The 25991-nt window shown below is 35.1% G+C and carries 21 protein-coding genes and 4 pseudogenes; 17 read left to right on the top strand and 8 right to left on the bottom strand.

The window, feature by feature from the left end; all coding sequences use genetic code 11:
* Positions 1-26: 26 nt before the first annotated feature.
* From fba to MVE64_RS18960, 6 genes are all read left to right on the top strand, one after another.
* On the top strand, positions 27-902 hold the full coding sequence (gene fba, locus MVE64_RS18935) for a class II fructose-1,6-bisphosphate aldolase (RefSeq protein ID WP_247340270.1): 876 nt from the start codon (positions 27-29) through the stop codon (positions 900-902).
* A gap of 255 nt (positions 903-1157) precedes the next feature.
* On the top strand, positions 1158-2162 hold the full coding sequence (locus MVE64_RS18940; RefSeq protein ID WP_247340272.1) for a LacI family DNA-binding transcriptional regulator: 1005 nt from the start codon (positions 1158-1160) through the stop codon (positions 2160-2162).
* A gap of 200 nt (positions 2163-2362) precedes the next feature.
* Complete coding sequence (locus MVE64_RS18945) at positions 2363-3388, top strand: LacI family DNA-binding transcriptional regulator (protein ID WP_247347158.1); 1026 nt, start codon at positions 2363-2365, stop codon at positions 3386-3388.
* Positions 3389-3754: 366 nt separating this feature from the next.
* Positions 3755-5215, top strand: coding sequence for a CoA-acylating methylmalonate-semialdehyde dehydrogenase (locus tag MVE64_RS18950; RefSeq protein WP_247340274.1), 1461 nt, complete (start codon positions 3755-3757; stop codon positions 5213-5215).
* A gap of 112 nt (positions 5216-5327) precedes the next feature.
* Positions 5328-5762, top strand: coding sequence for an MFS transporter (locus MVE64_RS18955; protein WP_247340275.1), 435 nt, complete (start codon positions 5328-5330; stop codon positions 5760-5762).
* Positions 5763-5926: 164 nt separating this feature from the next.
* Positions 5927-6808, top strand: a complete 882-nt coding sequence (locus MVE64_RS18960) for a sugar phosphate isomerase/epimerase family protein (protein ID WP_247340276.1) — start codon at positions 5927-5929, stop codon at positions 6806-6808.
* Positions 6809-6934: 126 nt separating this feature from the next.
* On the opposite strand, the pseudogene ftsW reads toward MVE64_RS18960, so the two are convergent.
* Together ftsW and MVE64_RS18970 are read right to left on the bottom strand one after the other, a co-directional pair.
* A pseudogene (gene ftsW, locus MVE64_RS18965) lies at positions 6935-8058 on the bottom strand (putative lipid II flippase FtsW).
* A gap of 39 nt (positions 8059-8097) precedes the next feature.
* A pseudogene (locus tag MVE64_RS18970) lies at positions 8098-9223 on the bottom strand (FtsW/RodA/SpoVE family cell cycle protein).
* A 404-nt stretch (positions 9224-9627) separates the two neighbouring features.
* On the opposite strand from MVE64_RS18970, the gene MVE64_RS18975 reads away from it, so the two are divergent.
* A complete protein-coding gene (locus tag MVE64_RS18975; protein ID WP_247340280.1) occupies positions 9628-10275 on the top strand; it encodes a helix-turn-helix domain-containing protein in 648 nt (215 codons plus the stop codon).
* Between the two features lie 115 nt (positions 10276-10390).
* The gene (locus tag MVE64_RS18980; protein ID WP_247340281.1) at positions 10391-11320 is read left to right on the top strand and encodes an LCP family protein; all 930 of its coding nucleotides are present in this window, start codon (positions 10391-10393) and stop codon (positions 11318-11320) included.
* Positions 11321-11382: 62 nt separating this feature from the next.
* Here the strand turns inward: MVE64_RS18980 and MVE64_RS18985 are convergent, their stop codons facing one another.
* Both MVE64_RS18985 and MVE64_RS18990 read right to left on the bottom strand, forming a co-directional pair.
* Positions 11383-11538: a YpzG family protein gene (locus tag MVE64_RS18985; protein WP_098799364.1), complete on the bottom strand. Its 156-nt coding sequence runs from the start codon at positions 11536-11538 to the stop codon at positions 11383-11385.
* Between the two features lie 320 nt (positions 11539-11858).
* Positions 11859-12401 carry a GbsR/MarR family transcriptional regulator gene (locus tag MVE64_RS18990; protein WP_247340282.1) on the bottom strand — a complete coding sequence of 181 codons (543 nt, stop codon included), beginning with the start codon at positions 12399-12401 and terminating at the stop codon, positions 11859-11861.
* 259 nt (positions 12402-12660) lie between these two features.
* Here MVE64_RS18990 and proV point away from each other — a divergent pair, with 259 nt between their 5' ends.
* From proV to MVE64_RS19010, 5 genes and pseudogenes are all read left to right on the top strand, one after another.
* Complete coding sequence (gene proV / locus MVE64_RS18995) at positions 12661-13902, top strand: glycine betaine/L-proline ABC transporter ATP-binding protein ProV (protein ID WP_247340284.1); 1242 nt, start codon at positions 12661-12663, stop codon at positions 13900-13902.
* A 10-nt stretch (positions 13903-13912) separates the two neighbouring features.
* Positions 13913-14752 carry an ABC transporter permease gene (locus MVE64_RS19000; RefSeq protein WP_379052865.1) on the top strand — a complete coding sequence of 280 codons (840 nt, stop codon included), beginning with the start codon at positions 13913-13915 and terminating at the stop codon, positions 14750-14752.
* Positions 14752-15492 (top strand): glycine betaine ABC transporter substrate-binding protein, encoded by a 741-nt coding sequence (locus MVE64_RS19005; protein ID WP_345740655.1) that lies wholly within the window; start codon positions 14752-14754, stop codon positions 15490-15492. The genes MVE64_RS19000 and MVE64_RS19005 overlap by 1 nt, the downstream gene beginning before the upstream one ends.
* The gene (locus tag MVE64_RS27840) at positions 15461-15664 is read left to right on the top strand and encodes a glycine betaine ABC transporter substrate-binding protein (protein ID WP_345740841.1); all 204 of its coding nucleotides are present in this window, start codon (positions 15461-15463) and stop codon (positions 15662-15664) included. Before MVE64_RS19005 ends, MVE64_RS27840 begins: the two co-directional genes overlap by 32 nt.
* Positions 15665-15970: 306 nt before the next feature.
* Positions 15971-17606, top strand: a pseudogene (locus MVE64_RS19010) (Na/Pi cotransporter family protein).
* A gap of 111 nt (positions 17607-17717) precedes the next feature.
* Here the strand turns inward: MVE64_RS19010 and sleB are convergent.
* The 4 genes and pseudogenes from sleB to MVE64_RS19030 all read right to left on the bottom strand — a co-directional run bounded on the left by sleB (position 17718) and on the right by MVE64_RS19030 (position 19941).
* On the bottom strand, positions 17718-18461 hold the full coding sequence (sleB, locus tag MVE64_RS19015; RefSeq protein WP_247340287.1) for a spore cortex-lytic enzyme: 744 nt from the start codon (positions 18459-18461) through the stop codon (positions 17718-17720).
* A 164-nt stretch (positions 18462-18625) separates the two neighbouring features.
* A complete protein-coding gene (locus tag MVE64_RS19020) occupies positions 18626-18910 on the bottom strand; it encodes a hypothetical protein (protein ID WP_247340288.1) in 285 nt (94 codons plus the stop codon).
* Positions 18911-19214: 304 nt separating this feature from the next.
* Positions 19215-19418, bottom strand: a complete 204-nt coding sequence (locus tag MVE64_RS19025; protein WP_379052727.1) for a Spo0E family sporulation regulatory protein-aspartic acid phosphatase — start codon at positions 19416-19418, stop codon at positions 19215-19217.
* A gap of 170 nt (positions 19419-19588) precedes the next feature.
* A pseudogene (locus tag MVE64_RS19030) lies at positions 19589-19941 on the bottom strand (ASCH domain-containing protein).
* Between the two features lie 250 nt (positions 19942-20191).
* Here MVE64_RS19030 and ltaS point away from each other — a divergent pair.
* The 4 genes from ltaS to MVE64_RS19050 all read left to right on the top strand — a co-directional run bounded on the left by ltaS (position 20192) and on the right by MVE64_RS19050 (position 25843).
* Positions 20192-22144 carry a lipoteichoic acid synthase gene (gene ltaS / locus MVE64_RS19035; protein ID WP_247340289.1) on the top strand — a complete coding sequence of 651 codons (1953 nt, stop codon included), beginning with the start codon at positions 20192-20194 and terminating at the stop codon, positions 22142-22144.
* 209 nt (positions 22145-22353) lie between these two features.
* Complete coding sequence (locus tag MVE64_RS19040) at positions 22354-23151, top strand: fumarylacetoacetate hydrolase family protein (RefSeq protein ID WP_247340290.1); 798 nt, start codon at positions 22354-22356, stop codon at positions 23149-23151.
* A gap of 810 nt (positions 23152-23961) precedes the next feature.
* On the top strand, positions 23962-24129 hold the full coding sequence (locus MVE64_RS19045) for a glycoside hydrolase family 2 protein (protein WP_247340291.1): 168 nt from the start codon (positions 23962-23964) through the stop codon (positions 24127-24129).
* 334 nt (positions 24130-24463) lie between these two features.
* Positions 24464-25843 (top strand): vWA domain-containing protein, encoded by a 1380-nt coding sequence (locus MVE64_RS19050; protein WP_247340298.1) that lies wholly within the window; start codon positions 24464-24466, stop codon positions 25841-25843.
* Positions 25844-25991 lie beyond the last annotated feature (148 nt).

The raw sequence follows: 25991 nt of genomic DNA on the forward strand, positions 1-25991 counted from the left end.
AAAATTGGATAAGGGGGTGTATAAAAGTGGCTTTAGTTTCTATGGAACAAATGCTATTAATGGCGAAAGAAGGAAAGTATGCTGTAGGTCAATTTAACTTAAATAGTCTACAGTGGGCTCAAGCGATTTTACAGGCAGCAGAAGAAGAGCAATCTCCTGTTATTGTTGCTGCATCTGATCGACTTGTTGACTATCTAGGTGGCTTTAAAACAATTGCTGCAATGGTAAAAGCGTTAATTGAAGAAATGTCAATTACAGTGCCGGTTGCTCTTCATTTGGATCATGGTATAAGTGTAGGAAGATGTAAAAAAGCAATTGATGCTGGTTTTACATCTGTAATGATTGATGGGTCACATTTTACTATTGAAGAAAATATTCAGATGACCAAGCAAGTGGTTGAATACGCACATGCTAGACTGGTTTCGGTTGAAGCTGAAGTAGGAACTGTTGGTGGAATGGAAGACGGTCTGGTTGGTGGAGTAAGATATGCAGACCCAGACGAATGTGTTCAGCTTGTTGAAGAAACAGGGGTTGATGCACTAGCAGCAGCACTTGGATCGGTTCATGGCCCTTACCAAGGTGAGCCAAAACTGGGTTTTGCTGAAATGAAAATAATTTCTGAACTCACAGGTGTTCCGCTTGTTTTACACGGTGGTTCAGGAATACCACTTTATCAGATTCATCAGGCAATTGAGCTAGGGCATGCTAAAATTAATGTAAATACTGAGTGTTTACAAGCTTGGACTGAAGCGGTTCGTGATAAGTTAAATAGTGACTTAAACGTGTATGATCATCGTGCTATTACGACCCCAGGTAAAGAAGCGATCGTAGAAACGGTTAAAGAAAAAATGAGAGAATTTCAATCAAGTGGAAAAGTGGTTGATGTTACTACTGGTATATAAAAAAGAGGCTATTTTATTTTTAAAAGTAAAATAGCCTCTTTATTTATGACATACCCATTCTTCAGTGATTCACTCAAAATGAAATAATGTATTCAACCTTATTACATGGTAAAATAAAAAGTATGGTCGAGCTTTAAATTAAATAAATTATAAAAAATCATTTAGAATAACTAGTATAATAATGAATTAATAATGGTATTTTCGTTAGATTATATCTGCTACATTGTGTTTATCGAAGGTGAGTGAATTGAATAGATGAAAATGAGTGATGTTGCCAAATTAGCCAACGTATCACCTGCAACAGTTTCAAGAGTGTTAAGTAATCCTGACTTGGTTAGTAAGGAAACAAGAGAAAAAGTCATGGAAGTGATTAATAAAGTAAATTACAAGCCTCATATTGTAGCAAGGCAGTTTCGAACAAAAGAAACGAAGATTATTCTTGTTGTTGTGCCAGATATTACAAGCGCTTTCTTTTCAAGGGTTCTTCGTGGCATAGAGCATGTTGCTGTTAAAAACGGTTATCAGGTTATATTAGGAGACACTGAAAACGATACAGATCGTGAGCTAGAATATATTAATTTATTGCTGCAGAAACAAGCAGATGGAATGGTTCTGTTAACGGCTAGACAAGATAAAGAAAAGCTAGAAGAGATTGCTGAGCATTTTCCGATGGTTTTAGCTTGTGAGTATATGGATGGGTCAAATGTTCCAACTGTTTCAATTGATAATATTAGTAGTGCTAGGAAAGTGACTGAGCATCTAATTCAACAGGGGCATACTAAAATTGCCCATATAACTGGACCTATAAATGTAGTATTGGGGCGAGATCGATTAAGAGGCTTTCAGCAGGCAATGATGAGTCATGATTTAGAAATTGATTCGGCTTATATTCAAGAAGGGGATTTTACTTTTGAATCTGGTTATAACCAAATGTTAAAGTTATTAGCCTTAGAAGCTCCTCCTACAGCAGTTTTTGCTTTTAATGATGAAATGGGAATGGGAGCAATAAAGGCAGTGAAAGATAGTAATCTTTTGGTACCAAATGATGTGGCTATTGTAGGGTTTGATAATATTAAAATGGCTTCCGTTATTGAGCCGAACTTAACGACGATTGATCAACCTAAGTATGAAATTGGTAAAAAAGCAATGGAATTATTACTAAATTTAATTAATGGTGAAGCACTTCAAAAGAAAAGGTTTGTTATGAAAGATGAATTGATTGTAAGGGAATCATCAGAGCTAGTAAAAAATATGCCATGAAGCATTTTTCTCATGGCTTGCTTTTGTTATATAAATACAATGAATAACGAAAATATGGACTAATCACTACACAAGAATAGTGATTCCTTTACAAAAAAATGTAATCGATTACAATAACTTATTGATTAACAGGTATTAATTCTTCAATAAGTAAATAATTGGATTGGTGAAAACTGAATACTCTCTGAAGGTGAGCGGTCATAATGAAAATGAACGATGTAGCTAAGTTGGCGAATGTTTCTCCAGCAACAGTGTCAAGGGTTATTTGTCATCCAGAGCTGGTGAGTGAGGAGACAAGGAGCAAGGTATTAGAGGTTATTAATCAAGTAAACTACAAGCCTCATATCGTTGCAAGGCAATTTAGAACACAAAAAACAAGAAATATCCTCGTTGTTGTACCTGACATTACAAGTGCCTTTTTTTCGAAAGTGTTACGGGGGATTGAGCATGTTGCTCTAAAGAATGGGTATCAAGTGATATTAGGTGATACAGAGAACAATATTGAAAGAGAAAAGGATTATGTAGATTTGTTGTTGCAAAAACAAGTTGATGGAATGATATTATTAACAGCTAGACAAGATAAAGTAAGGTTGGAAGAACTTTCAACACAATTCCCTTTAGTACTTGCATGTGAATATATAGATGGACTAAATGTGCCAACCGTTTCAATCGATAATGTTAGTAGTGCTAGAAAGGCAACAGAGCACCTGATATCTTTAGGTCATACTAAAATCGCTCATATATCAGGCTCTATAAATGTTATACTTAGTCGAGATCGCCTCCGTGGATTTAAGCAAGCGATGATGAGTCAAAACTTAGAGGTGGAATCTTCCTATATACAAGAAGGAGATTTTAAATTTGAATCAGGTTATCATCAAATGATGAAATTACTAGCATTAGAAGTACCTCCAACAGCCGTATTTGCTTTTAATGATGAAATGGCCTTAGGAGCTATAAAAGCAGCAAAGGATAGTGGAGTAAACGTTCCGAATGACCTTGCTGTTGTTGGCTTTGACAATATTAAAATGTCTTCAATAAATGAACCATCAATCACAACGATTGATCAACCAAAGTATGAAATTGGTAAAAAGGCGATGGAAATCTTATTAAAGTTAATCAATAATCAGGAGCTGCACAATAAGAAAATTGTCTTTAAAGATGAGTTAATCGTTAGAGGATCCACTCGAAAAGAGATTGATGTGAAAGAGACTTTAGAAATGGTGTAAATTCGTAAATGAAATCGATTTCTGAATTGATTTCATGTAAATGTGGAGACAGTGCAGGGCAAGTACATATCGATCAATAGACTAGTTAAGAATGTTAATGCTCTTAAAACCTAGAATAACAGTGAAATTTGGTGGAGAATTTAATGGAAAAAGTTATGGGAAAAGCGTTTACAAAAACATATTTTTCATTTAGAATAGGTCTTGTAGGAAAGAGTCTTTAAAGTTTTAATTGAAATCGATTTCAGTTAAGTTGTTATGCTACTTACGTTTTTTATACCTTATCTTAATTAACGAGATAAAGAGAATGAAAACGATTAACGTAGCATGAAAGAATAGATTGTTGAAAAAAGGGAGGAGTATTTGATTATGTCAAACACAGTAACAGTTGAAAATTTAAAAAACTATATCGGTGGAAAATGGGTAGAATCTAATTCTGGTAAAACTGAAGTTGTTCCAAATCCAGCAACAGGTGAAGCGCTAGCTCATGTACCAATTTCTAGTCGTGAAGATTTAGATCATGCAGTTGAAGTAGCAGCAGAAGCGTTTAAATCATGGAGCAAAACAGCTGTACCTCGTAGAGCAAGAATCCTTTTTAAATATCAACAATTACTTGTAGACAATTGGGATGAGCTAGCTCGCTTAGTAACGTTAGAAAATGGAAAAAGCTATAACGAAGCATATGGTGAGGTTCAACGTGGGATTGAATGTGTTGAGTTTGCAGCAGGTGCTCCTACTTTAATGATGGGTAAGCAGCTTCCAGATATCGCGACAAATGTTGAATCTGGAATGTATCGTTATCCGATTGGTGTTATCGGTGGTATTTCACCATTTAACTTCCCAATGATGGTTCCTTGTTGGATGTTCCCATTAGCTATTGCATGTGGAAATACGTTTGTTTTAAAACCATCTGAGCGTACACCATTACTCGCAAATCGTCTTGCTGAATTGTTTACAGAAGCTGGCCTTCCAGAAGGAGTATTTAATATCGTTCATGGTGCACATGATGTTGTGAATGGTTTACTTGAGCACCCACAAGTAAAGGGAATCTCATTCGTAGGTTCACAACCAGTTGCGGAATATGTTTATAAAACTGCTTCAAATCATGGCAAACGTGTTCAAGCACTTGCAGGAGCAAAAAATCACTCAATTGTTATGCCTGACGCAGACTTAGATAACGCAGTTAACCAAATTATGAATGCTGCTTATGGTTCAGCTGGAGAACGTTGTATGGCTGCTGCGGTTGTTGTGGCTGTAGGCGAAATTGCAGATCCATTTATGGAAAAGTTGGTTGAAGCAGTTAGCGATATTACAATCGGAAATGGTTTAGATGAAGGTATATTCCTTGGACCAGTTATTCGTGATTCTCATAAAGAAAAAACAGAAAAATACATTGAGCTTGGAGAAAAAGAAGGAGCTACATTGGTACGTGATGGACGTAAAGACGCAGCTGCGTCAGGTCAAGGTTACTTTGTAGGACCTACAATTTTTGATAATGTAAATACAGAAATGACAATCTGGAAAGAGGAAATCTTTGCTCCAGTACTATCAGTTGTACGTGTAAATACTTTAGAGGAAGCAATTTCTTTAACAAATGAATCTGATTTTGCAAATGGTGCATGTATTTATACATCAAGTGGAAGCAATGTACGTCAATTCCGTGAAACAATTGATGCGGGTATGTTAGGTGTAAACTTAGGTGTTCCTGCTCCAATGGCGTTCTTCCCATTTTCTGGTTGGAAGAAATCATTCTATGGTGATCTTCATGCAAATGGTCCAGATGGCGTAGAGTTCTATACGCGTAAAAAAATGGTAACAGCACGCTGGTAATATTATAGATTAAAAGGTTGAGAGGAGCAGTTACTCAATATGAAGTAATCGATTTCATTTTAATAGGACTGTTCCTTTATCTCAACCTTTCTTTTTAAAACGGAGTGAGCCTTTGAGCAACTATAATTTCGTTAGGAACAACTGGATCTTTCTATTTGTATCTTTTACTCTTTGGTTTCCGCATTTTATCTATTTACCTGTATTAACTCCCTATATGGAGTTGTTGGGAAGCGAGTATATTTTCATTGGAATTGTTCTTAGTAGCTATGGTTTAATGCAGTTTTTATTTAGACTTCCAATAGGTATCTTTTCAGATCTAATGAAGCTTAGAAAACCATTCATGATCTTTGGTTTATTAATCGGGTCAATGAGTTGTGTTGTATTTGCTGTAACGGATAGTCTTGGTTGGGTTCTTTTGGGGCGATCTCTTGCAGGGATTGCAGCGGCAACTTGGGTTGTATTTACAGTCCTCTACTCAAGTTACTTTGCTGAAGATGAAGTACACCACGCGCATGTTTACTGGTCCACTTCTAGCTGGTTTTCTTAATTCAAGTTTCGGTATTTCAGCAGGCTTTTATTTTACGGGAATATTGGGCATTGTTGCTAGCTTTTTCTTAGTTTTATGGGGAAGCAATAAAAATGCTGAGATAAGTAAGGAGCATTAGTTAGGAATAACAATTAAATAAAATATGTAAAAAGGAGATGTTTGCATTGCGTTTAGCATATGATCCATCACATTATCGTGATAACACAAATTTAAAAGATACAATTGATGCAGTTGCCCGATTAGGATATGAATACGTTGAGTTATCCCCACGTAAGGATTTTATTTGGTTTTATGAATACCCAAAGGTTGATAAACAAAAGATTAGAGATTTAAAGAGATATTGTTTGGATGCAGGGGTAAAAATTTCTTCTGTACTACCTGTTCAGCAATGGTCTTCACCAATTGAAGAAGAACGTCAAGCTGCTGTGAGAAACTGGAAACGTTGTATTGAAATCACTTCTGACCTCGGAGTAGATTTAATGAACAGCGAATTTGCTGGTGACAAAAGCCGTCCGGTTGACAGCGAAGCAGCTTTTGTTAAATCGATGGATGAGTTAATGCCACTTTTTGAAAAAGAAGGGATTAAACTTAATTTACAATCTCACCCTAATGATTTTATTGAGTTAAATACAGAAGCTATCCAAATGATTCGCGCACTTGATAAAGATTGGATTAAACTCGTTTATTCTGTCGCACATGCTTTCTTTTATGATGATGGGATTGGTGATGTAGAGAAACACTTAGAAGAAGCAGGAGATTTACTTGCTCATGTTCTAATTGCAGATACTTTAAACCATAAAGCAGCATTTGGATTGCGTTATATTGTTAACCCGCCAAATGCAAATGTAACAATTCACCAGCATTTGAATCCTGGTGAAGGGGAAATAAACTTTGATGCGTTATATCGTAAACTAAGAGAAATGAAATTCAATGGAATTGTAACAAACTCTGTATTTGCTTATCCTGATAAACCTGAATGGTCAAACGAACTAACTCTAAAATCTATAAAAGAGGGACTAAATTTAGTAGATAAGATTCGTAGTTAAACTTGATATAATATGAGTTTTCTTAGTATGTTAAGCTTCAATTCTTTATTGAAAGAGTTGAAGCTATTTTTTGTATTTGATTATAATGAACAACTTTATATGCAATTGTTATAAAAATGACCTACGTTAATGAGGAGATCTGCCAGTAGTAACCTTTACACTTGAAGATAAATTCACCAATATGCCTGCTGAGAACAGCATGAATACAAGTGACGAACCACCATAACTGATAAAAGGTAGAGTTATCCCAGTAATAGGGAGTAACCCTGAAACTGCTCCTAAATTAAATATTACTTATATCATGATTTGAAAAGTAAGACCAATAGCTAATAATTTAGGAAAAGCGTTTGTATGTTTCCTTGCATTAGATACCCCACGAAGCATGATAAATAAATATAAAATCGTTACGAATAATAATCCAAATATGCCTAGTTCCTCCAAGATAACAGCCATAATAAAGTCTGTATGAGCTTCAGGAAGATATCCTAGCTTTTGGATACTATTACCTAAACCTCTTCCCAACACCCCTCCGGATTCAATTGCATAAAAGGACTGTATTAATTGGTATCCATCACCTAATTGGGTCATCAAAAGGGTTTAGGAAGGACATTAGTCTTCGTAGACGATATGGTGCTGTTATAGCAAAAAAACTCACACCTACTAGTGCTGAACTGCCTAAAATAAACAAGTGTATTTTCCTCACGCCAGAACATAAAAGAATAATACCACAGGTGAGAAGAATGGAAGTAGCTGTTCCTAAATCCGGTTGCTTTAGTACTAATAGAAAAACAGATGCCAAAACAAAAAGCGGAGGTAAAACCCCTCTATTAAAGTCATGCAGGTAAGTTTGTTTTTTAGCATAAATGTAGGCAAAGTAGATAGACATTAGTAGTTTTACAGCTTCAGAGGCTGTATAACGAATATCCCAAGCTGAATCCATCTCTGAGAGTTATATCGCTCCACTCCAATACCTGGAATTAACACTAACAATAACAACATAATTGAGAGCATGACGAATAAAGTACTAAGTTTTCCATACAATCGATAGGGTAAGATTGAATTAATAATAAAAACAATAGAACCTATCAAAAACCACCGAAGTTGTTTTGAAAAGAAATAGGTAGGAGCTTGATATTTAATTATTCCTATTGGGTAACTCGCACTATAAACCATGATGGCCCGAACATACATAACATAAGAAAAGCAAAAAATAATGGAAAATCTACTTTTCTAAAATATTTTAAGACCATATAAACACCTACATGTATCGGTTTTAATATGAATTCATGCTAACTAAACATATATTTTCTTGTTCGAATGTTAACACTTAAAACTAATCCAATCGCAATCATATTGGTTAGCAGTGCACTTCCCCCATAACTCACAAACGGCAAATTTAATCCGGTAATTGGCATCATACCAATAGTCATTGCTATATTTTGAAATGTTTGAAAGCTTAATAGCCCAACAGTTCCTATACATATATAAAATCCATAAACACTATTTGAATGGATAGCAATCTTGATAATTCGATACATTAATAAAAAGTACAAGCTAATAAAAATACTAGCTCCAATAAATCCAAATTCTTCCCCGATAACAGAAAAAATGAAGTCTGTATGTGCTTCAGGTATTCTTCCACTTTGTACTTGTATTCCTTGGTTATACCCTGTTCCGGTAAGCTGGCCTGACCCTATACCTTGAATTGCTTGTATCAATTGATAACCAAAACTAGATGCATATTCATAGGGACTTGACCAGCCATATATCCGATCTAATTGGTGAGGTTTTATAATTTTGATAAATACACTAAAAAAATGATTGTGTAGGTAAACTAACAAAAAAATGAATCCCATAATATTAGCAGATAAAAAAAGGATCATGAGATAGGAAATTCGTGAAACAATTAGTAAAGTATAGAATACAGCTCCGATGACTAGAGCAGACCCTAAATCAGGCTGAACTAGAATTAAATAGAAGGGGATAATAGGTGATCGGTATACTAGCCTTAAATGAAAGTCTTTCGTTATCGGATTTATTTAAGATCGCTGCAGAGAATATGATTAAGAAAACCTTCATAAATTCAGAGGTACTGTAACTCAAAAAGCCTAAATTGATCCAACGTTGTGAACCATTTTTGTATGTACCGAAAAAATGGACGATAATTAACAAAAAGATACAAAATACATATAAAGGTTTAGCCATTCTTTCAAGAAGTTCAAAATCAAATGAAGCCACACTTAACATGACAATTATTCCAATGACATACCATATTGCCTGTCTCTTCACAAAGTAAAAGGGATCATGTGTTTGATACTGACCCGAGCCACTATACACTGCCAACAAACTAAAAATAAATAATCCAAATAAGATAAATAATAAGTAGTAATCAATCTGGTTTTCTTGTTGTTTCAAAACTATTCAAACCTTTTTTCATTAAACTATTACAATATTTTTTCTTGAAAGTAGATCGCCAAACAATAAGTAATGCTAGGCTAGTAATTAATGTAGATTCATAAAGTTGATCACAAAATGCAAGTAAGTGATGATCATAGAAAATAATAGACTATAAGCACGTTTCACTATAAAAGGTTGTTGACAAAATGTCAACGAAATAGATTTACTTTTGTCAACAAACCTTTTTGAATTAATTGATTAAAGGTAAACATGAGCATCTTAACGATCATTTTTTAGATTGCACTATAAAAAACTGGATTGTATGTTGACAATTTGTCAAGTAATATATATATTGCTTATAGATTTGTTGACAAACATTGTCTATTGCTTCTACATAACCACTGATTGAGAGGATAGAAAAAATGTCAGATAAAAATATAGAAAACGAACTTGGACTATTATTGAAGAAATTATTAAAAGAAAGATCGATTTCAATGAGAAAACTTAGTGAACTTACAGAAATTGACACAGCAACAATTTCGAGGATTGTTAATGGTAAACGGAAGGCAAAGCCTGAACATTTACAAAAGTTTTCTAAATGTTTTGGAGTACCTATCTCTGATTTTTTTATTGCTGCAGGGTTCCAAAATGAAGAAAAAAAGGAACTAGATCAGCCGGATATCTTTATGTCTGTTGAGAATATTCAAAGCTTACTTGAGTCCTCTAATGTTATAGAGAACAAGTTTAGTATTGGTGAGGTTGAACAGCAATTAGCTAATTTTGAAAAATATGTGGAGACAGAAGAGGGGAAAGAAAATATTTTGGAGAGCTTTACTGATAAGCTGAAAAAAACTGGGAGCATTGGTCCCTTCATAAATCAACTAAAGGATTTGTATGAAAAATTCCGGTTTAAAAAGGGAACACCCAAGGAATTAGTAATGATTGGGAGTGCATTAATCTACTTTATTGTATCAGTGGATGTTATTCCGGATTATATTTTTCCGCTTGGATATATCGATGATGCAATGGCTATTCAGATCATCACAAACGTCCTAAAGATTAAGTCGTAATTATCGGTCCAAGAGATATAAAAACGGATTGTTACTAGTAATGAATACTCGGTACTTTAAATAATTTTGAATTTTTAACGTGTATTGGTGTAAATCACAGAAGTAGGTGTGCAAGATGGAGAGGACTAGTCGAAGAAAGATGCGTAAGAGAGGGAAAAGGATATTTCTAATTATTTTTATTATATTGTTTGGTGGTGTAAGTGCTTATGCAACGTATCAATATAAACAAGGACTTTCACTTGCTAGTGATGGAAAATTTCTCGAAGATACTGAGCAAGTTTTTCATGGTGAAGATGTAAAGTTAGGTAAAATAAATGTACTCTTATTGGGGAGTGATTCCCGTGGTGAAGTAAATGCAAGAACAGATACGATCATGATTGCCCAATATGATCAAAAGGCACACCAATCAAAGTTAATTTCTATTATGAGAGATATTTATGTAACGATACCAGGACATGGTAAGCAAAAAATAAATGCTGCTTATGCATTTGGAGGACCAGAACTTCTTAGACAAACAATAAAAGAAAACTTTCAGATCGATATAAACTACTATGCTGTGGTTGACTTTGAGGGATTTTCTAAGATCGCAGATGTTCTAGCACCAGATGGGATTGAGGTAGATGTCCCTTATGAAATGTCTCATGGTATTGGGATAACAATAGAGCCAGGGACACAAATTTTACATGGTAAAGAACTGCTAGGATATGTAAGGTTTAGGCATGACCGATTAAGTGATTTTGGTCGGGTTCAAAGGCAACAAGAAATAATTGGAAAACTAAAAGAGGAATCTTTAAGCATTGGGACGATCATAAAGCTTCCGAAGCTTTTGGGTGTAATAGATCCTTATGTGGATACGAATATGGATTCTATAACCTTGTTAATGTTAGGAAAAGATTTAATAAAAAATCAATCAAATGACTTAACAACATTACGAATTCCTGTGGACGGATCCTATACAAATGAGCGATATAATAATGTAGGTGCAGTTTTAAACATTGACCTTGAGGAAAATAAGTCTGTTATTGATCAATTTTTATCTTCATAAAAAAGGCCTATGCCCAAAGCATAGGCCTCTTTAAATATCCCTATAGTTGATTGTCATTTATCCTAAAACATGCGATGTGCTTTTGCATTTCCTCTTGCTCTAATGGTATTTTGTGTTACTTGTGTTTCACCATTTACTTGAGAATTTAAATGCTTACGACTTGTCCATCTATGGTGAAATAACTGAGATTGTTGATCTAATTGATCTTTATAGCTCATTATTTTATCACCTCGTATTAGGATAATGATATTCAAGGGAATATCATTAATTATGTTTCGCCAAAAGGTCAGGAATTATGTATGAGTTAATATTAAAAACAAGTTTTTGGATAGGGCGAGAAATAAAACTAATACTATAAATGGTTCAAAAATTGCCTTTTTGCTAAAAGTAGGCAAGGACCGGATTTCTTCTATTTAATAAAAGAACATCAATTCTTGGAGGAATTGATGCCTTTTCTTTCTTATTTATGGGGATTAGAGTGAAGGAAGATCTTTCTATATTATTCTTTATTATGAAGAAAACAAAGAAGCAATTTGTTCTACTCCTTGTCCTTCTCGATAGGAATAAAGTTCAAAATTTCTCTTGTCTCAAAACTGTCAATGAGTCTGTTTTGCCATTCGTAATATTCCATTCTCTCCTCGAGTTTTTTGATATCTTTTTGGGCATGTTCTCGGATTTCATCGGAAGTATCCGGATCATCAACGAGCTCTTGCAAATGTGCTATTGATTTTTCCATCGCACTGCTATTCGTCGTAATGGCTGTTCTCCACTTAATAGAGAAAAAGTCAAAAAAGCATTGATACCAATCTTCTTTGATTGTGTACAAATCTTTTCTTTCTCCTTTTACCCAGACCTTTTCCACCATATTTAAATCAAGTAAGCTTCGAACCGAATTACTCATACTTGTTTTACTCATCCCAAGCTCTTCTTTCATATCATCAAGTGTAAGCGGTTTATCTGAGAAGAATAGGAGACCGTATAACCGCCCAGCAGAAGGGGTGATACCATAAAGGTTCATATTTTGAGCAATTGCATCTATAACCACATTTCGGGTTTTGTTTAATGTTTCGTTGTCTTTCAAATAAATTCACATCCTAAAATGTTTTTATTCATATGTTAATTCTACACTACCCATTAATAAATAAAATGTAAAGGGCTCCTTTACATAAGAATAGGGAGTATTTAGGAGTAATTATAAGGAATATGTATGTATAGTACGTACAGTTATTTCTGTACGTACTATACATACAATAAACATAATATACACTGTTTGAACTATACTGAATTATCTGTTTATAATTAAGAAGTCCTAAAGAGAAAGAGAATAAAGAGGTGTAAGAATGGAAGAAAATCACATAAAGATTAAGGTCAGTGAAGTTACCAAAGTTTTTGGGAAATCAACAAAGAAGGCCTTACAGTTAGTGAAAGAAGGAAAATCAAAGGAACAAATTTTAAAGGAAACAGGCTCAACAGTTGGGGTTAACCGGGCATCCTTTGAAGTTAAGTCAGGCGAAATCTTCGTGATTATGGGGTTATCCGGAAGTGGTAAATCTACCTTAGTTCGATTGCTTAATCGTCTGATTGAACCAACATTAGGGCAAGTTCAAATTGACGGAAAAGATGTTGTCAAAATGAATAAGGAAGAACTAAGAGAAGTACGAAGAAAGAAAATAAGTATGGTTTTTCAAAAGTTTGCTTTATTTCCACATAAAACAGTCCTTGAGAACACGGAATATGGATTAGAAATTCAAGGTGTAGTTAAGGAAGAAAGAAGTAAAAAAGCCTTAGAGGCACTAGAACTAGTTGGATTAAAGGGCTATGAAAATCAATACCCTAGTCAGCTAAGTGGTGGAATGCAGCAACGTGTTGGACTGGCGAGAGCACTGGCAAATGATCCTGATGTGCTTTTAATGGATGAAGCATTTAGCGCATTGGATCCATTGATTCGAAAAGACATGCAGGATGAGTTGCTAGAGTTACAATCTAATATGGAAAAGACAATTGTCTTTATCACCCATGATTTAGATGAGGCCCTTCGTATCGGCGACAGAATAGCCCTTATGAAGGATGGTAACATCGTACAAATAGGAACACCTGAAGAAATATTAATGAGTCCTTCCAACGAATATGTCGAGAGATTTGTAGAAGACGTTGATCTTTCTAAGGTATTAACAGCACAACATGTGATGAAGCGGGCAGAAACTGTTCAAATCGATAAGGGTCCACGTGTAGCTCTTAAATTAATGAAGACTTTAGGTATTTCTTCTATATATGTCGTAGATAAACAGCAGAAGCTTCTTGGTGTGATTACGGCAAAAGATGCATCAAAAGCTGCTGAACAAAATGAGTCGTTAGAATTTTTCTTAGAAAAAGACATAACGGTTGTTGAAACGGAAACGTTATTAATTGATTTATTTGAAAAAGTATCTACTGCAAGTATTCCTGTTGCGGTTACAGATGAAAAAAATCGCTTAAAAGGAATCTTGATCAAGGGTGCTGTAATTGGTGCACTAACAGGTAATGAACAATATATCAATGAGGTTGTCGAACCTGAAGCACCCCATGCTAAGGAGGTAATGTAAGATGGAAGGAATGTTACCGAAGTTACCCTTAGCTGATTGGATTGATGCTTTAGTTGATTGGATGACAAATACCTTTGGTGGTTTATTTGATGGTATTTCTACTGGGGTAGACTTTTTTGTTGAAGGTATTGTTGCTGGTTTAGGCTTTATCCCTTCTATTATATTAATTATTCTTTTGAGTTTACTAGCTTGGAAGGTTTGTAATATAAGAATTGCTTTATTTGCATTATTAGGCTTATTTCTTATTGATAACTTAGGATATTGGGAAGAAATGTTAGAAACACTCGCTCTTGTTTTAACGGCAGTGTTGATTTCCATTGTGATCGGAATTCCAGTTGGTATATGGGCTTCACAGAGTGAAAGGGTAAGACAAATCGTTACACCGATCCTTGATTTGATGCAGACGATGCCAGCTTTCGTTTATTTACTACCAGCCATCTTTTTCTTCAGTATAGGCGTAGTCCCAGGGGTTGTGGCATCTGTTATTTTTGCTATGCCACCAACCATTCGTTTAACAGTACTTGGTATTAAGCAGGTACCAGCAGACTTAATTGAAGCAACAGAAGCATTTGGTTCTACAACGAAGCAAAGACTTTTAAAAGTGCAACTGCCATTGGCCATGCCAACAATCATGGCCGGGATCAATCAAAGTATCATGCTAGCTTTATCGATGGTTGTTATCGCATCCATGGTTGGAGCTCCTGGGCTTGGTACAGAGGTTTATCGTGCTGTTACACAAATAAAAACAGGTGTAGGGTTTGAAGCTGGTTTGGCAATAGTTGTTATTGCTATTTTGCTAGACCGCATCACTCAAAATATAGGTAAGAAAAAAGAAGGGGGAACAGTTTAATGTTTAAAAAATTACTAGGAGTTACATCAGCATTAACACTAACGCTAGGTTTAGCAGCGTGTGGAGGAAATGAAACAAGTGGATCAGAATCTTCAGAGTCAGAAGGTTCAACAGCATCGGTAGGGGAGCAAGTAGACTATGAGATTGTGGGTATTGATCCAGGTGCGGGACTTATGAAACTGACTATTAATGATGTATTACCTGAATATGGTTTAGATGATTGGGAAGTAGTAGAGGGTTCAGGTGCGGCTATGACTGCAGCTTTGAAAAAAGCATACGATAATGAGGAGCCAATTATCGTTACAGGCTGGAGCCCACACTGGAAATTTGCAAGCTATGACTTAAAATACTTAGAAGATCCAAAAGGTATTTATGGTGGAGCTGAAGATGTTAACACAATTGTTCGTCTTGGCTTAAAAGAAGACCAACCTGATGCATATAAGCTTCTTGATCAATTTAACTGGGAACCAGAACATATTGAAACAGTGATGAATTTAATTCAAGAAGGAAACGAACCGGCTGAAGCAGCTGAACAATGGGTAAGCGAAAATGAAGAGTTAGTTAGCTCATGGACGGAAGGGGTTAACGAGGTTGACGGTAAAGAGTTAAAGCTTCTTTATGTAGCATGGGATGATGTAATCGCAGGATCACATGTTGTTGAAAATGTCTTAGAAAGTATTGGATACGAAGTAGAGTTAGTTCAAGTTGATGCAGGTCCAATGTGGGGCTGGTATTGCTGATGGAAGTGGAGATGCAATGGTAGGTGCATGGCTACCAACGACTCACGCTGATTATTATGCTGAGTACGAAGGTAAGTTTGAAGACCTTGGTGCAAACCTTTCTGGAACAAAGCTAGGGTTAGTAGTACCTGCATATATGGATATTGATTCAATTGAAGATTTAAAAGAATAAATAGGTAAAGTAATAATAATATTGATTTAAGAAGGAAGCACTCATTTTGGGTGCTTTCTTTTCATTTGAACGTATTTCTATTCTAAGAGAAAGTTGAGATATAAGTGGTTGAATTAATATGGAATTTTTTTAAATATTTGGCAATAATAAGAAGAGATGCTATTACTTAATAAGTCTTTTGTAAATTTAATGTAAAGATTTCATTAATATATTGTAAATTTGGTGTTCAATTATTTTCAACCTATATTTACATTGTTAATATATATGAGTATTTTTATTAATTTTACTATTTAGGAGTGACATCAATTGGAGATTAACTATCAGGAAATGCTCTTTCAGTTTTTAGGAGGACTTGGAATTTTCCTTTTCGGAATAAAATACATGGGAGACGGTTTACAGTCAGCAGCAGGAGATCGTTTAAAAGATATACTTGACCGTTTCACCACAAATCCTTTTATGGGTGTGTTAGCTGGATTACTTGTAACAGTTCTAATTCAATCTAGCTCTGGAACAACGGCTTTAACGGTTGGACTAGTAAGTGCTGGATTTATGACATTAAGACAAGCAATAGGTGTCATTATGGGGGCAAATATTGGGACAACGGTAACAGCCTTTATCATCGGTATTGATGTTGGTGCCTATGCTTTACCTATCATTGCTCTTGGTGCATTTTGTATTTTTTTCTTTAAAAAGAAGGCAATTACTTCGTTTGGACAAGTTGCTTTTGGCTTTGGATCACTTTTCTTTGGTTTAGAATTGATGAGTGGAGGAATGAAACCATTAAGGTCACTAGAAGCTTTTCATGATTTAACAGTAAGTATGGCTAGTAATCCAATTTTAGGTGTGCTAGTTGGTACCATCTTTACAGTTATTGTTCAAAGTTCAAGCGCAACAATCGGGATTTTACAGGAATTATTCTCACAGGATGCAATTAGTTTGAATGCTGCGTTACCTGTATTATTTGGAGATAATATTGGGACTACGATTACAGCAGTACTTGCATCTCTTGGAAACTTCAATTGCTGCGAGAAGAGCTGCATTTGTGCACGTTTTATTCAACCTGATAGGAACGGTAATCTTTTTAATTCTATTAATTCCTTTCACATATTTAATTACTTATTTACAAGATACATTAAGTTTAAATCCAGCGATGACGATTGCTTTTGCCCATGGGACATTTAATATTACGAATACCATTATTCAATTTCCATTTATTTTTGCTCTAGCATGGTTAGTGACAAAACTAATTCCTGGTGAAGATAAATATATTGACACGAAGCCGCAACATCTAAATCCAACCTTGATTGAACATTCACCATCTATTGCTCTAGGACAAGCTAAAGAAGAGTTAAAAAGAATGGGGGAATTTACAGTCAATGGCCTTGATGAGGCATTTCAATACTTAAGCCTAGGCGAGAAAAAACATGCGGAGAATGCTCTTCAATATGAATCAGGAATCAACAATCTAGATAAAAAAATTACGAATTATTTACTTGAAATATCAGCAAAACCACTTTCAGTAAAAGAAAGAGATGAGTTTTCAAACATAGCCGATTCTATTAGAGATATGGAACGCATTGGTGATCACATGGAAAACATCGTTGAACTTGTTGATTTTAAAATTAACAAAAAAGTTAACCTATCAAACGATGCAACAAATGAATTAAAGGAAATGTATGAATTCACGTTAGCTACATTAAAAACAGCTTATTCTGCCTTCTTTGAAAATGATGTAGAAAAAGCTAAAGAGGTGTTATCTCGTGAAAATGAGATAGACAAGATGGAGAGAGTTCTTAGAAAAAAACACATCATGAGGTTAAACGAAAGACAATGCTCTGGTGATGCTGGGATAGTGTTCGTTGATATAATAAGCAATTTAGAAAGAATTGCGGATCATTCGGTTAATATAGCTGAGACTATATTAACTGTTGAAACGAACTAACCAATAATTAATACACTGAAATAGGCTGATTCATAATGAATCAGCCTATTTTGTGTTTTTAAAAAAAATAAAGTTTGCAAAGAATTGTATATGTAACCATTTATCTGAGGATTATTTACAGAAAATATGTTTCCCAATTCGTTTAATTTGCGGCCTTCCCCAAATCCACTTACTTGTTGCTGTATCAGGATTAAAGTAATAAACCGCATTTCCTGTAGGATCCCATCCATTAATGGCATCAAGTACAGCTTTTTTTGATGTTTCATTAGGAGTTAGCCAAATTTGTCCATCAGCCACCGCAGTAAAAGCTAGTGGTTCAAAGATAACACCTGAAACAGTATTAGGAAATGTCTGGCTATTAACACGGTTTAGAATAACAGCTGCAACCGCAACTTGCCCAATATAAGGTTCCCCCCGTGATTCTCCATGAACAGCATTTGCCATAAGTTGAATATCATTTTGAGAATATCCGGATGGAACATTTATGGCTGTTGATTTTTTAGCTTGACCTTGACGTTGTCCTGCTCCTTTAGAGTAATCATATTTCGTTACTTTAACAAGTTTTTGCCTCGTTTTTAAACCTGCTATCCCATCAACAGTGAGTCCGAATTCAGACTGAAAATTTCGAAGCGCCCAGTAAGTTCCCCAACCAAAAGCACCATCAATTTCTCCTTTGTAAAATCCAATATATTTTAGACGAGATTGCAATTCAATAACATCATCACCCACTGCTCCCCGTTGAATTGCTTGATTTGTAAAGGCATTAGTATTGCTTTCCTGAAGTGTTAAAATCATTGTACTTAAAAGAATAACTAAGAGAATAGGTGTATGTTTCTTCTTTTTTAAATTGCTCATATTTTCCTCCTGATCACCAACATATTGTTATTTTTTGTTCGGAGAAAATTTTTATACAATTTAAGGATAGAGCAGCTATAAAAAGTGTGGAATCGTAAAAGTGCATTTTGGGCAATACAAAAAAGAGGAACTCGTTATGAGTCCCCCGTAAATTGTTAATACATTTATTTAATTGATAAAGCAATGTTTTTTAAATTATCAATGATTGCTGGATTACTTCCACCACAATAGAAAGATGTGACCAATTCATAGCACGTGTCTTTATCTATTAAATAACAGCGGTGTGTTCCCATGTCGTAAACGAAGTGAAATTGCTCCGCGCCTTTCTTGCCATCAAATACTTTATATTGTTCTAGTCCAAACAACTCACGAGCTCCGTCTTGAGCTAAGACAAGAAACTCGTCTCTCGTTACTTCTCTAATTGCTACAAATCCCATTGCTTCATTCATATACAAAACCCCCAAAATCTTAATTAAAAAGTATTTCTTTTATTACCAACTATATAGGTTGTTACATCATATTATGCTTGATAGTACTTGCTTTAAAATTTTATCATAAATTACTTTTGAATGAAACTTATTTTATAATAATTATAAAATAAGACTCCTTTTAGTTATGAGGAACTTTGAATATGTTAAAAGTGGTAGGGAGATGCAAAAATAAATTTGTATTTAATGTAGAAAAAATATTTTTGTACTAGAAATGTAGAAGTTAGGAAAGCGGCGATACGTAACCTGAGGGTATACTTAAGAGCTATTGATCGCTTGTTTCATGATCAATACCCATTAATTTTTGATATTGAAGGATCAATTTATCAAGCTTTTGACTCTGAGAAATAGTTAAAGGATGATTTAAGCCTTTGGCTAAGCCTATAGTAATTAGTTCATTTTTGTTGGAGCTAATTCTATTAATTAATTCAGTTTTTTCATTAGAGTATCTAGAGATTGAACTATTCAACAGCGTAACTCCTTTAATTAAAAATAAATGGTATCGAAATATTATTTTACAAATAAATACTAAAATTGTAAATTACTATATGACTGAATAATAGAAAAAAGTATTCTTATAGAAGAAAATGACATTCAAGGAAGAGAATGTCGTCATCATGTTTTAGGTTATATTTTATATCATATTTCATATTCCCATAATCCAAGCTGTCCTTTAGCTGGGATAGGTTGGTCCAATATTTTCATATTCTGAACAATCCATGCATAATTTCCCTCTCGATAGTCGCCTAGTAAATAGTCATTACCTGATACAATTGTCCCATCCTCTAAAATGGCCCATGACTGATTATTTTCAGTTACTTTTATACAATTTTTAAGCGTACAGACAGCGATAATCGAGCCAGTAAGAAGAAGGTCACTTGGTGAATGGCTAGGGGACCACGATATTTCGTGTTCCATGATCTTGTTTCATATTGGGTCTCTCCGAGAGTAAAAAGACTAGCCCATGGCTGAATCATTGATAGAACTTTCACTTTTACTACCTCCAACCTTTTCACTTTTGTTATGCCAAAAGGTACCTATAATATGTGCTGCTTATTTTAGTTTCATTGGTCATTATAATAATGAGAGTTAAATCTTTGTAAAAAAATAGACAAATTTAATTTACAATAAATCCAAAGTTACTTTACTTTCTTTACAATGTTTTATAGAATAGTTGAATGTTAAGCAAACCCCAATAAATTATTTTTTAGAAAAGTAGACAACCGTGAGGTGAAAGTAAAGATGTTTAATAAAATTCAAAAAAGTCATCTGAGTCTTTTCTTTTTAGCTGTTGTCTTATTATGGATTAAAACATATTTAGTACAACATACAGAATTTACATTAGGCTTAGATAATAGTTTGCAAGAGTTTCTTTTATTTTTAAATCCACTAGGCTCAGTCCTTTTATTCTTAGGTTTATCTTTATTGTCAACGAAAAGAAAATTTTTATGGCTCGTTGTTTTTGATTTTATTTTGAGCTTTTTGTTATTTGCAAATGTTGTGTACTATCGATTCTTTAGTGACTTTATTACAATTCCAACATTAACGCAGACGCAAAATTTTGGTGATGTTAGTGGTAGTGTATCCTCACTTTTAAAGCCTTATGATATCTTATTATTCTTGGACACACTAATTGTTCTAGCCTTAGGGTTATATGGTAAAAAGAAGGGGATTACCGCTGTAAATATAAAACGCAGAAGTGTTGCAACTGTATTTATAGCTGCCATTTTAATCATTTCAGTAAACCTTGGATTAGCTGAAAAAGATCGTCCGCAATTATTAACAAGAACCTTCGATCGTAACTATATTGTAAAATATCTTGGAATGTACAATTATACGATTTATGATGCTGTGCTAAGTGCAAATGTATCAGCAAAGCGTGCAATGGCAGATTCAGATGATGTTACTGAAGTTCTGAATTATAAAAGCACAAATTACGCAGCTCCTAACCCAGAATATTTCGGTGCTGCAAAAGGAATGAACGTTGTTTACTTCCACCTTGAATCAATTCAAAATTTCTTAATTGATTATAAGCTTCATGGTGAAGAAGTAACTCCATTCCTGAACTCTTTAACTAGAAGTGAAAATATCCTGTATTTTGATAATTTCTTTCATCAAACAGCTCAAGGGAAAACGGCTGATGCTGAATTTATGTTAGAAAATTCCTTGTTCGGATTACCACAAGGATCTGCATTTTCATTAAAAGGAATGAACACGTATCAAGCTGCTCCTGCTATTTTAGGTCAGCATGGTTACACATCAGCTGTGTTCCACGGAAATAAAGGATCGTTCTGGAACCGTGATGAAATTTATAAATCATTCGGCTATGACAAATTCTTTGATTCAAGTTATTATTCATTGAATTCAGAGGATCTTGCAGAGTATGGATTAATGGATAAGCCATTTTTAGAACAATCACAACCTTTGCTTGAATCATTGCCTCAGCCATTTTATACAAAGTTTATAACAGTAACGCACCATTTCCCTTATAAGATTAATCAAGAACTAGCAACAATTGAACAGCATACAACTGGTGATGCGTCTGTTGATCAGTATTTTCAGACAGCACGTTATGCTGATGAGGCTTTAAAAGAGTTCTTTGATTATTTGAAGGAATCTGGTCTATATGACAACACTGTTGTTATCATGTACGGTGATCATTATGGCATTTCAGAAAATCATAATGATGCGATGTCAAAAGTATTAAATAAAGAAATTACACCATTTGAAAGTGCTGGACTGCAACGGGTACCTTTATTAATTCATGTACCTGGTACAGAAGGCGGTACAATGCATCAATATGGCGGTCAAATAGACTTACTTCCAACTTTAATGCACTTACTGGGAATTGAATCAAAACCATATATGCAATTTGGTACTGACTTATTATCAAAAGACCATGATGAGCTTGTACCGTTTAGAAATGGAGATTTCGTAGGTCCAGAAATCACTTACACTGGTGGTAAATATTATGACTCAACTACTGGTACTGAGATCGAAGCAACTGAAGAAGCAAAACAACTGAAGGAAATCATTGAAACGAAACTAGGTTATTCTGATAAAGTTGTAGAAGGTGATCTTTTACGCTTCTACACTCCTGAAGGTTTTGTCCCTGTTGATCGTTCACAGTATGATTATATTAATCGAAATCCGGTTATTACTGAACAGGAGAGTACTGAAGCGGAGACTGAATAATATACTAATAAGCTCGGTGGAGTAAATAAAAGAGTATTAATCCAAGAAAGGATTAATACTCTTTTTAATTGAATAATACATAGTACATAGAGTTATTCAAAGAATATCATTACATAATAAGCTTATTCAGATTTTTGATAAATTTCTTCTAACAAGAGATATGGAACTTAATTTAGCAAGTACATTTTACAACTGGAGCTGGTACAAGAATGAAGCTAGGGCAAAAAACACAAACGATCGTACGTTATCTTACTGATGATGAGAAGGTATATTATGGGATTATTGAAGATGGAAATATATTACAAACAACTAATTCATTCACTGAAATAATAAATGATGAAATAACATTTGATGGTGTAAGGCTTAACATTGGTGATGTGAAAATTTTAGAGCCAGTTGTACCACAAAAAGTGATTAATTTCGGCTGGACATATAGAGAACATGCAAAAGAAACTGGGGGACAAGCTAACCTCAAAGAACCATTTTTGTTCTTAAAACCTGCTTCTTCCTTAATTCCTAACGGAGGAGATATCATACTGCCTTCTAACAAATTAACAAATCAAGTAGAACTGGAAGGCGAAGTTGCTCTTATCATTGGAAAACGTGGGAAAAACATAAAAGAAGAAGAAGCATTGGATTATGTTTTCGGCTGTACGATATTTAATGATGTTACCGCAAGAGATCTTACAAAAACTGATCCCCAATTTACACGTGCAAAAGGCTTTGATACATTTGGCCCTTTAGGTCCGTGGATTGTGACAGGTTTAGATCCAACTAATTTGCAAATCGTTACAACATTAAATGATCAGGTTGTACAAAATGGCAACACTAATCAAATGTCCTTTTCCATACCATTTCTTATTAGCTGGATTTCACAGGTCATGACATTAGAGCCAGGCGATGTTTTAGCTACAGGCTCTCCATCAGGGAGTTGTCCTATGAAATCAGGAGATGTGGTGACTGTGGAAGTAGAGAAGATTGGTAAGCTTTGTAATTATGTGAAGTAGATCCACTTTTTAGATTCTAACGGCGGTCCATCATACTGTGTTCATAGCAGGTTGGTGTGTGAAATAGAGCAACAGGGTGCTAGGAGCAAAGTTCTGGCCGGATATTAGGGGAATCGGGGCATAACTTGGTGGTAGGAGCAAAGTTTATGGGCCGATAGAAGGCGAATTGGGACAAACCTTGGTGGTAGGAGCAAAGTTCTGTCCCGATACAAGCAGAATCGGGACAAATCTCGGTAGTATGAGCAAGCTACTGTCTCGATACAAGGAGAATCGGGACACAAACCGGTAGAAAGATCAAGCCACAGTCCCGATACAAGAAGAATCGGGACAAACCTCGGTAGTATGAGCAAGCTTCTGTCTCGAAACAAGGGGAATCGGGACAAATCTTGGTGGTAGGAGCAAAGTTCTGTCTCGATACCAGGAGAATCGGGACAAATCTTGGTGGTAGGAGCAAAGTTCTGTCTCGATACCAGGGGAATCGGGACAAACCCCGGTGTTATGTGCAAATGTATGTCCCGATACAAGGGGAATCGGGACAAACCCCGGTGTTATGTGCAAGCTTCTGTCTCGATACAAGCGGAATCGGGACAAACCTCGGTAGTATGAGCAAGCTTCTGTCTCGATACAAGGAGAATCGGGACAAACCTCGGTAGTATGAGCAAGCTTCTGTCTCGATACAAGGAGAATCAGGACAAACCACGGTGTTATGAGCAAGCTTCTGTCCCGATACAAGGGAAATCGGGACAAACCACGGTGTTATGAGCAAACTTCTGTCCCGATACAAGGGAAAACGGGACAAACACCGGTGAATTGGATTTAGTATCTGTAGACTGCAAATTTAATGGTAATTATTTTGACTTATCAGCTGGAGAAAGCAGCAAAATTGCTGTTAAAAAAGAGAGTTTAAGTGAACACCTTAGACTTGATTCTTTTAAAGTGCAGTTAACATTAAGGGGTGTTTTCGACATTGCATCTTAACTTACTTTCAAGGTCAATTAGGATAGACGGCTTACATATGAATTTAGCCGGTAATATGCTAATGTCTGCCACTTGGGTTAAGCATGTTCGTTTTAAATGATGAATTAGTTGAAGCACAGCCACAATCTCTTTTGAATTAGGAGGTTGTGGCTGTTTTCTGTTTTTAAAAAAAGAAAAATGAAATAGATGCTTTCCTAAGACCTAATCCTAATTACCTGAAAGCATACATATCATACTTATTTCCTCTTTTTCTAAAGATAGGAAAATTTCACCGAAAAATACAGTAATATGTAATCATTGTTATTTTGTTACAGGGTGGAAGGAGAGAGAATTAATGAAGAGGCTATTAATTGGTTTAGCGATATTATCGTTCATGCTGACAGCTTGTTCTTCTGGCGATGGAAGTCAGTCAGCACAAACAGATGCTGAGCCAAAGGAAACAGAACAAAAAAATGACAGCGAAAAAGAAGAAACATATACTCCTAAGGAAGCAAGTTATTATGAAATGGAAGATTTAGATCGGGAGTTAACAGACATAGAAAAGGAAATGTTTCGAAAACCTGGAGTTTTTAGTGGTGAACAATATGATGAAGCGAAAGTGAAGGAAGCGCTGGATCAATTACCTGATGATCTAACAGAAGAGCAATATATGGAGGAGCTTTTATATTTATTTGCTGAAGATTATCATGAAGAAATGCAAACAATGCTTACGTTTGATTCAACGGTTGATGTTTCAATTGAACGTCCAGATGAAACTGTGGATACTCCTACTTTGAAAACAGCTCATTATGCTATTTTAGTAGATGCAAGTGGAAGTATGGCAGCAAAAGTAGGAAGTAAAACAAGAATGGATGCTGCAAAGGAAGCCGTTTTGGAATTTGCTAAGAAAGTACCGGAGAATGCAACGATTTCGTTACGTGTATACGGTCATGAAGGATCAAATAGTGAAGCTGATAAAAAAGCTTCGTGTAGTAGTACTGAAAGCTTATATAGCGCCAGTTTTGATGAAAATGCATTTCAACAAGCACTAAGTCAGGTAAAGCCTGTAGGATGGACTCCAATTGCACTTGGGTTGCAATCTGTGAAGTCAGATATCCCTAAGAATACTGATGAGGTTGTTGTATACGTTGTAAGTGATGGAATTGAAACATGTGATGGTGATCCAGTACAAGAAGCTAAAAACCTTGTATCAGCAGATATTGAAACAGTCGTTAATATTATTGGCTTTGATGTTGATAATGAAGGTCAAACTCTTTTAAAGGAAGTGGCAGCTGCAGGGAAGGGTGAGTTCACATATGTTAATTCAGAGCAGGAACTGAAGAAATATATGAGGCTTCAGTATGAAGAAATTCAGAAAAAATGGTTTGAATGGAAAGAAGCTGGTAAGGAACAGGCATTTAAACTAAAGGAAGAAAAAAAGAAGCTAGCTTTTGACACAAAAGAGAGCATGAAAGAAAAAAGCACTCGTGAGAAAGAATGTTTGAAGGAAGCACAAGCTTATTTAAAAGAGAGATTCGATGATTATGAGCATCCCGCATCAAAAATGTTTTCAACAATTGTAGATTATGGAAATGAAAAATGGCGTTATGCTGTGGATACAGGAAATAGACTATATAGGGAAAGTGTAGATAGTGGAAACCAGGAATATCGTGAATATGTTGACGAAGGAAATGAAAAAATTAGAGAAACAATTGATAAGAAGAATGGAAACTAATAGATTCGATTATTTTTAGCACATGTACACTATAAGAATTAAAGAGTTGCTTTTCATATTTTGAAGGCAACTCTTTTTTAGCTTTAAACGAGTTTACGAATGATTGAATTAATGGTCGCAATAAGCTACACTACTGATTGAATATCTG

The organism is Metabacillus endolithicus (assembly GCF_023078335.1).
GTDB lineage: Bacteria > Bacillota > Bacilli > Bacillales > Bacillaceae > Metabacillus > Metabacillus endolithicus.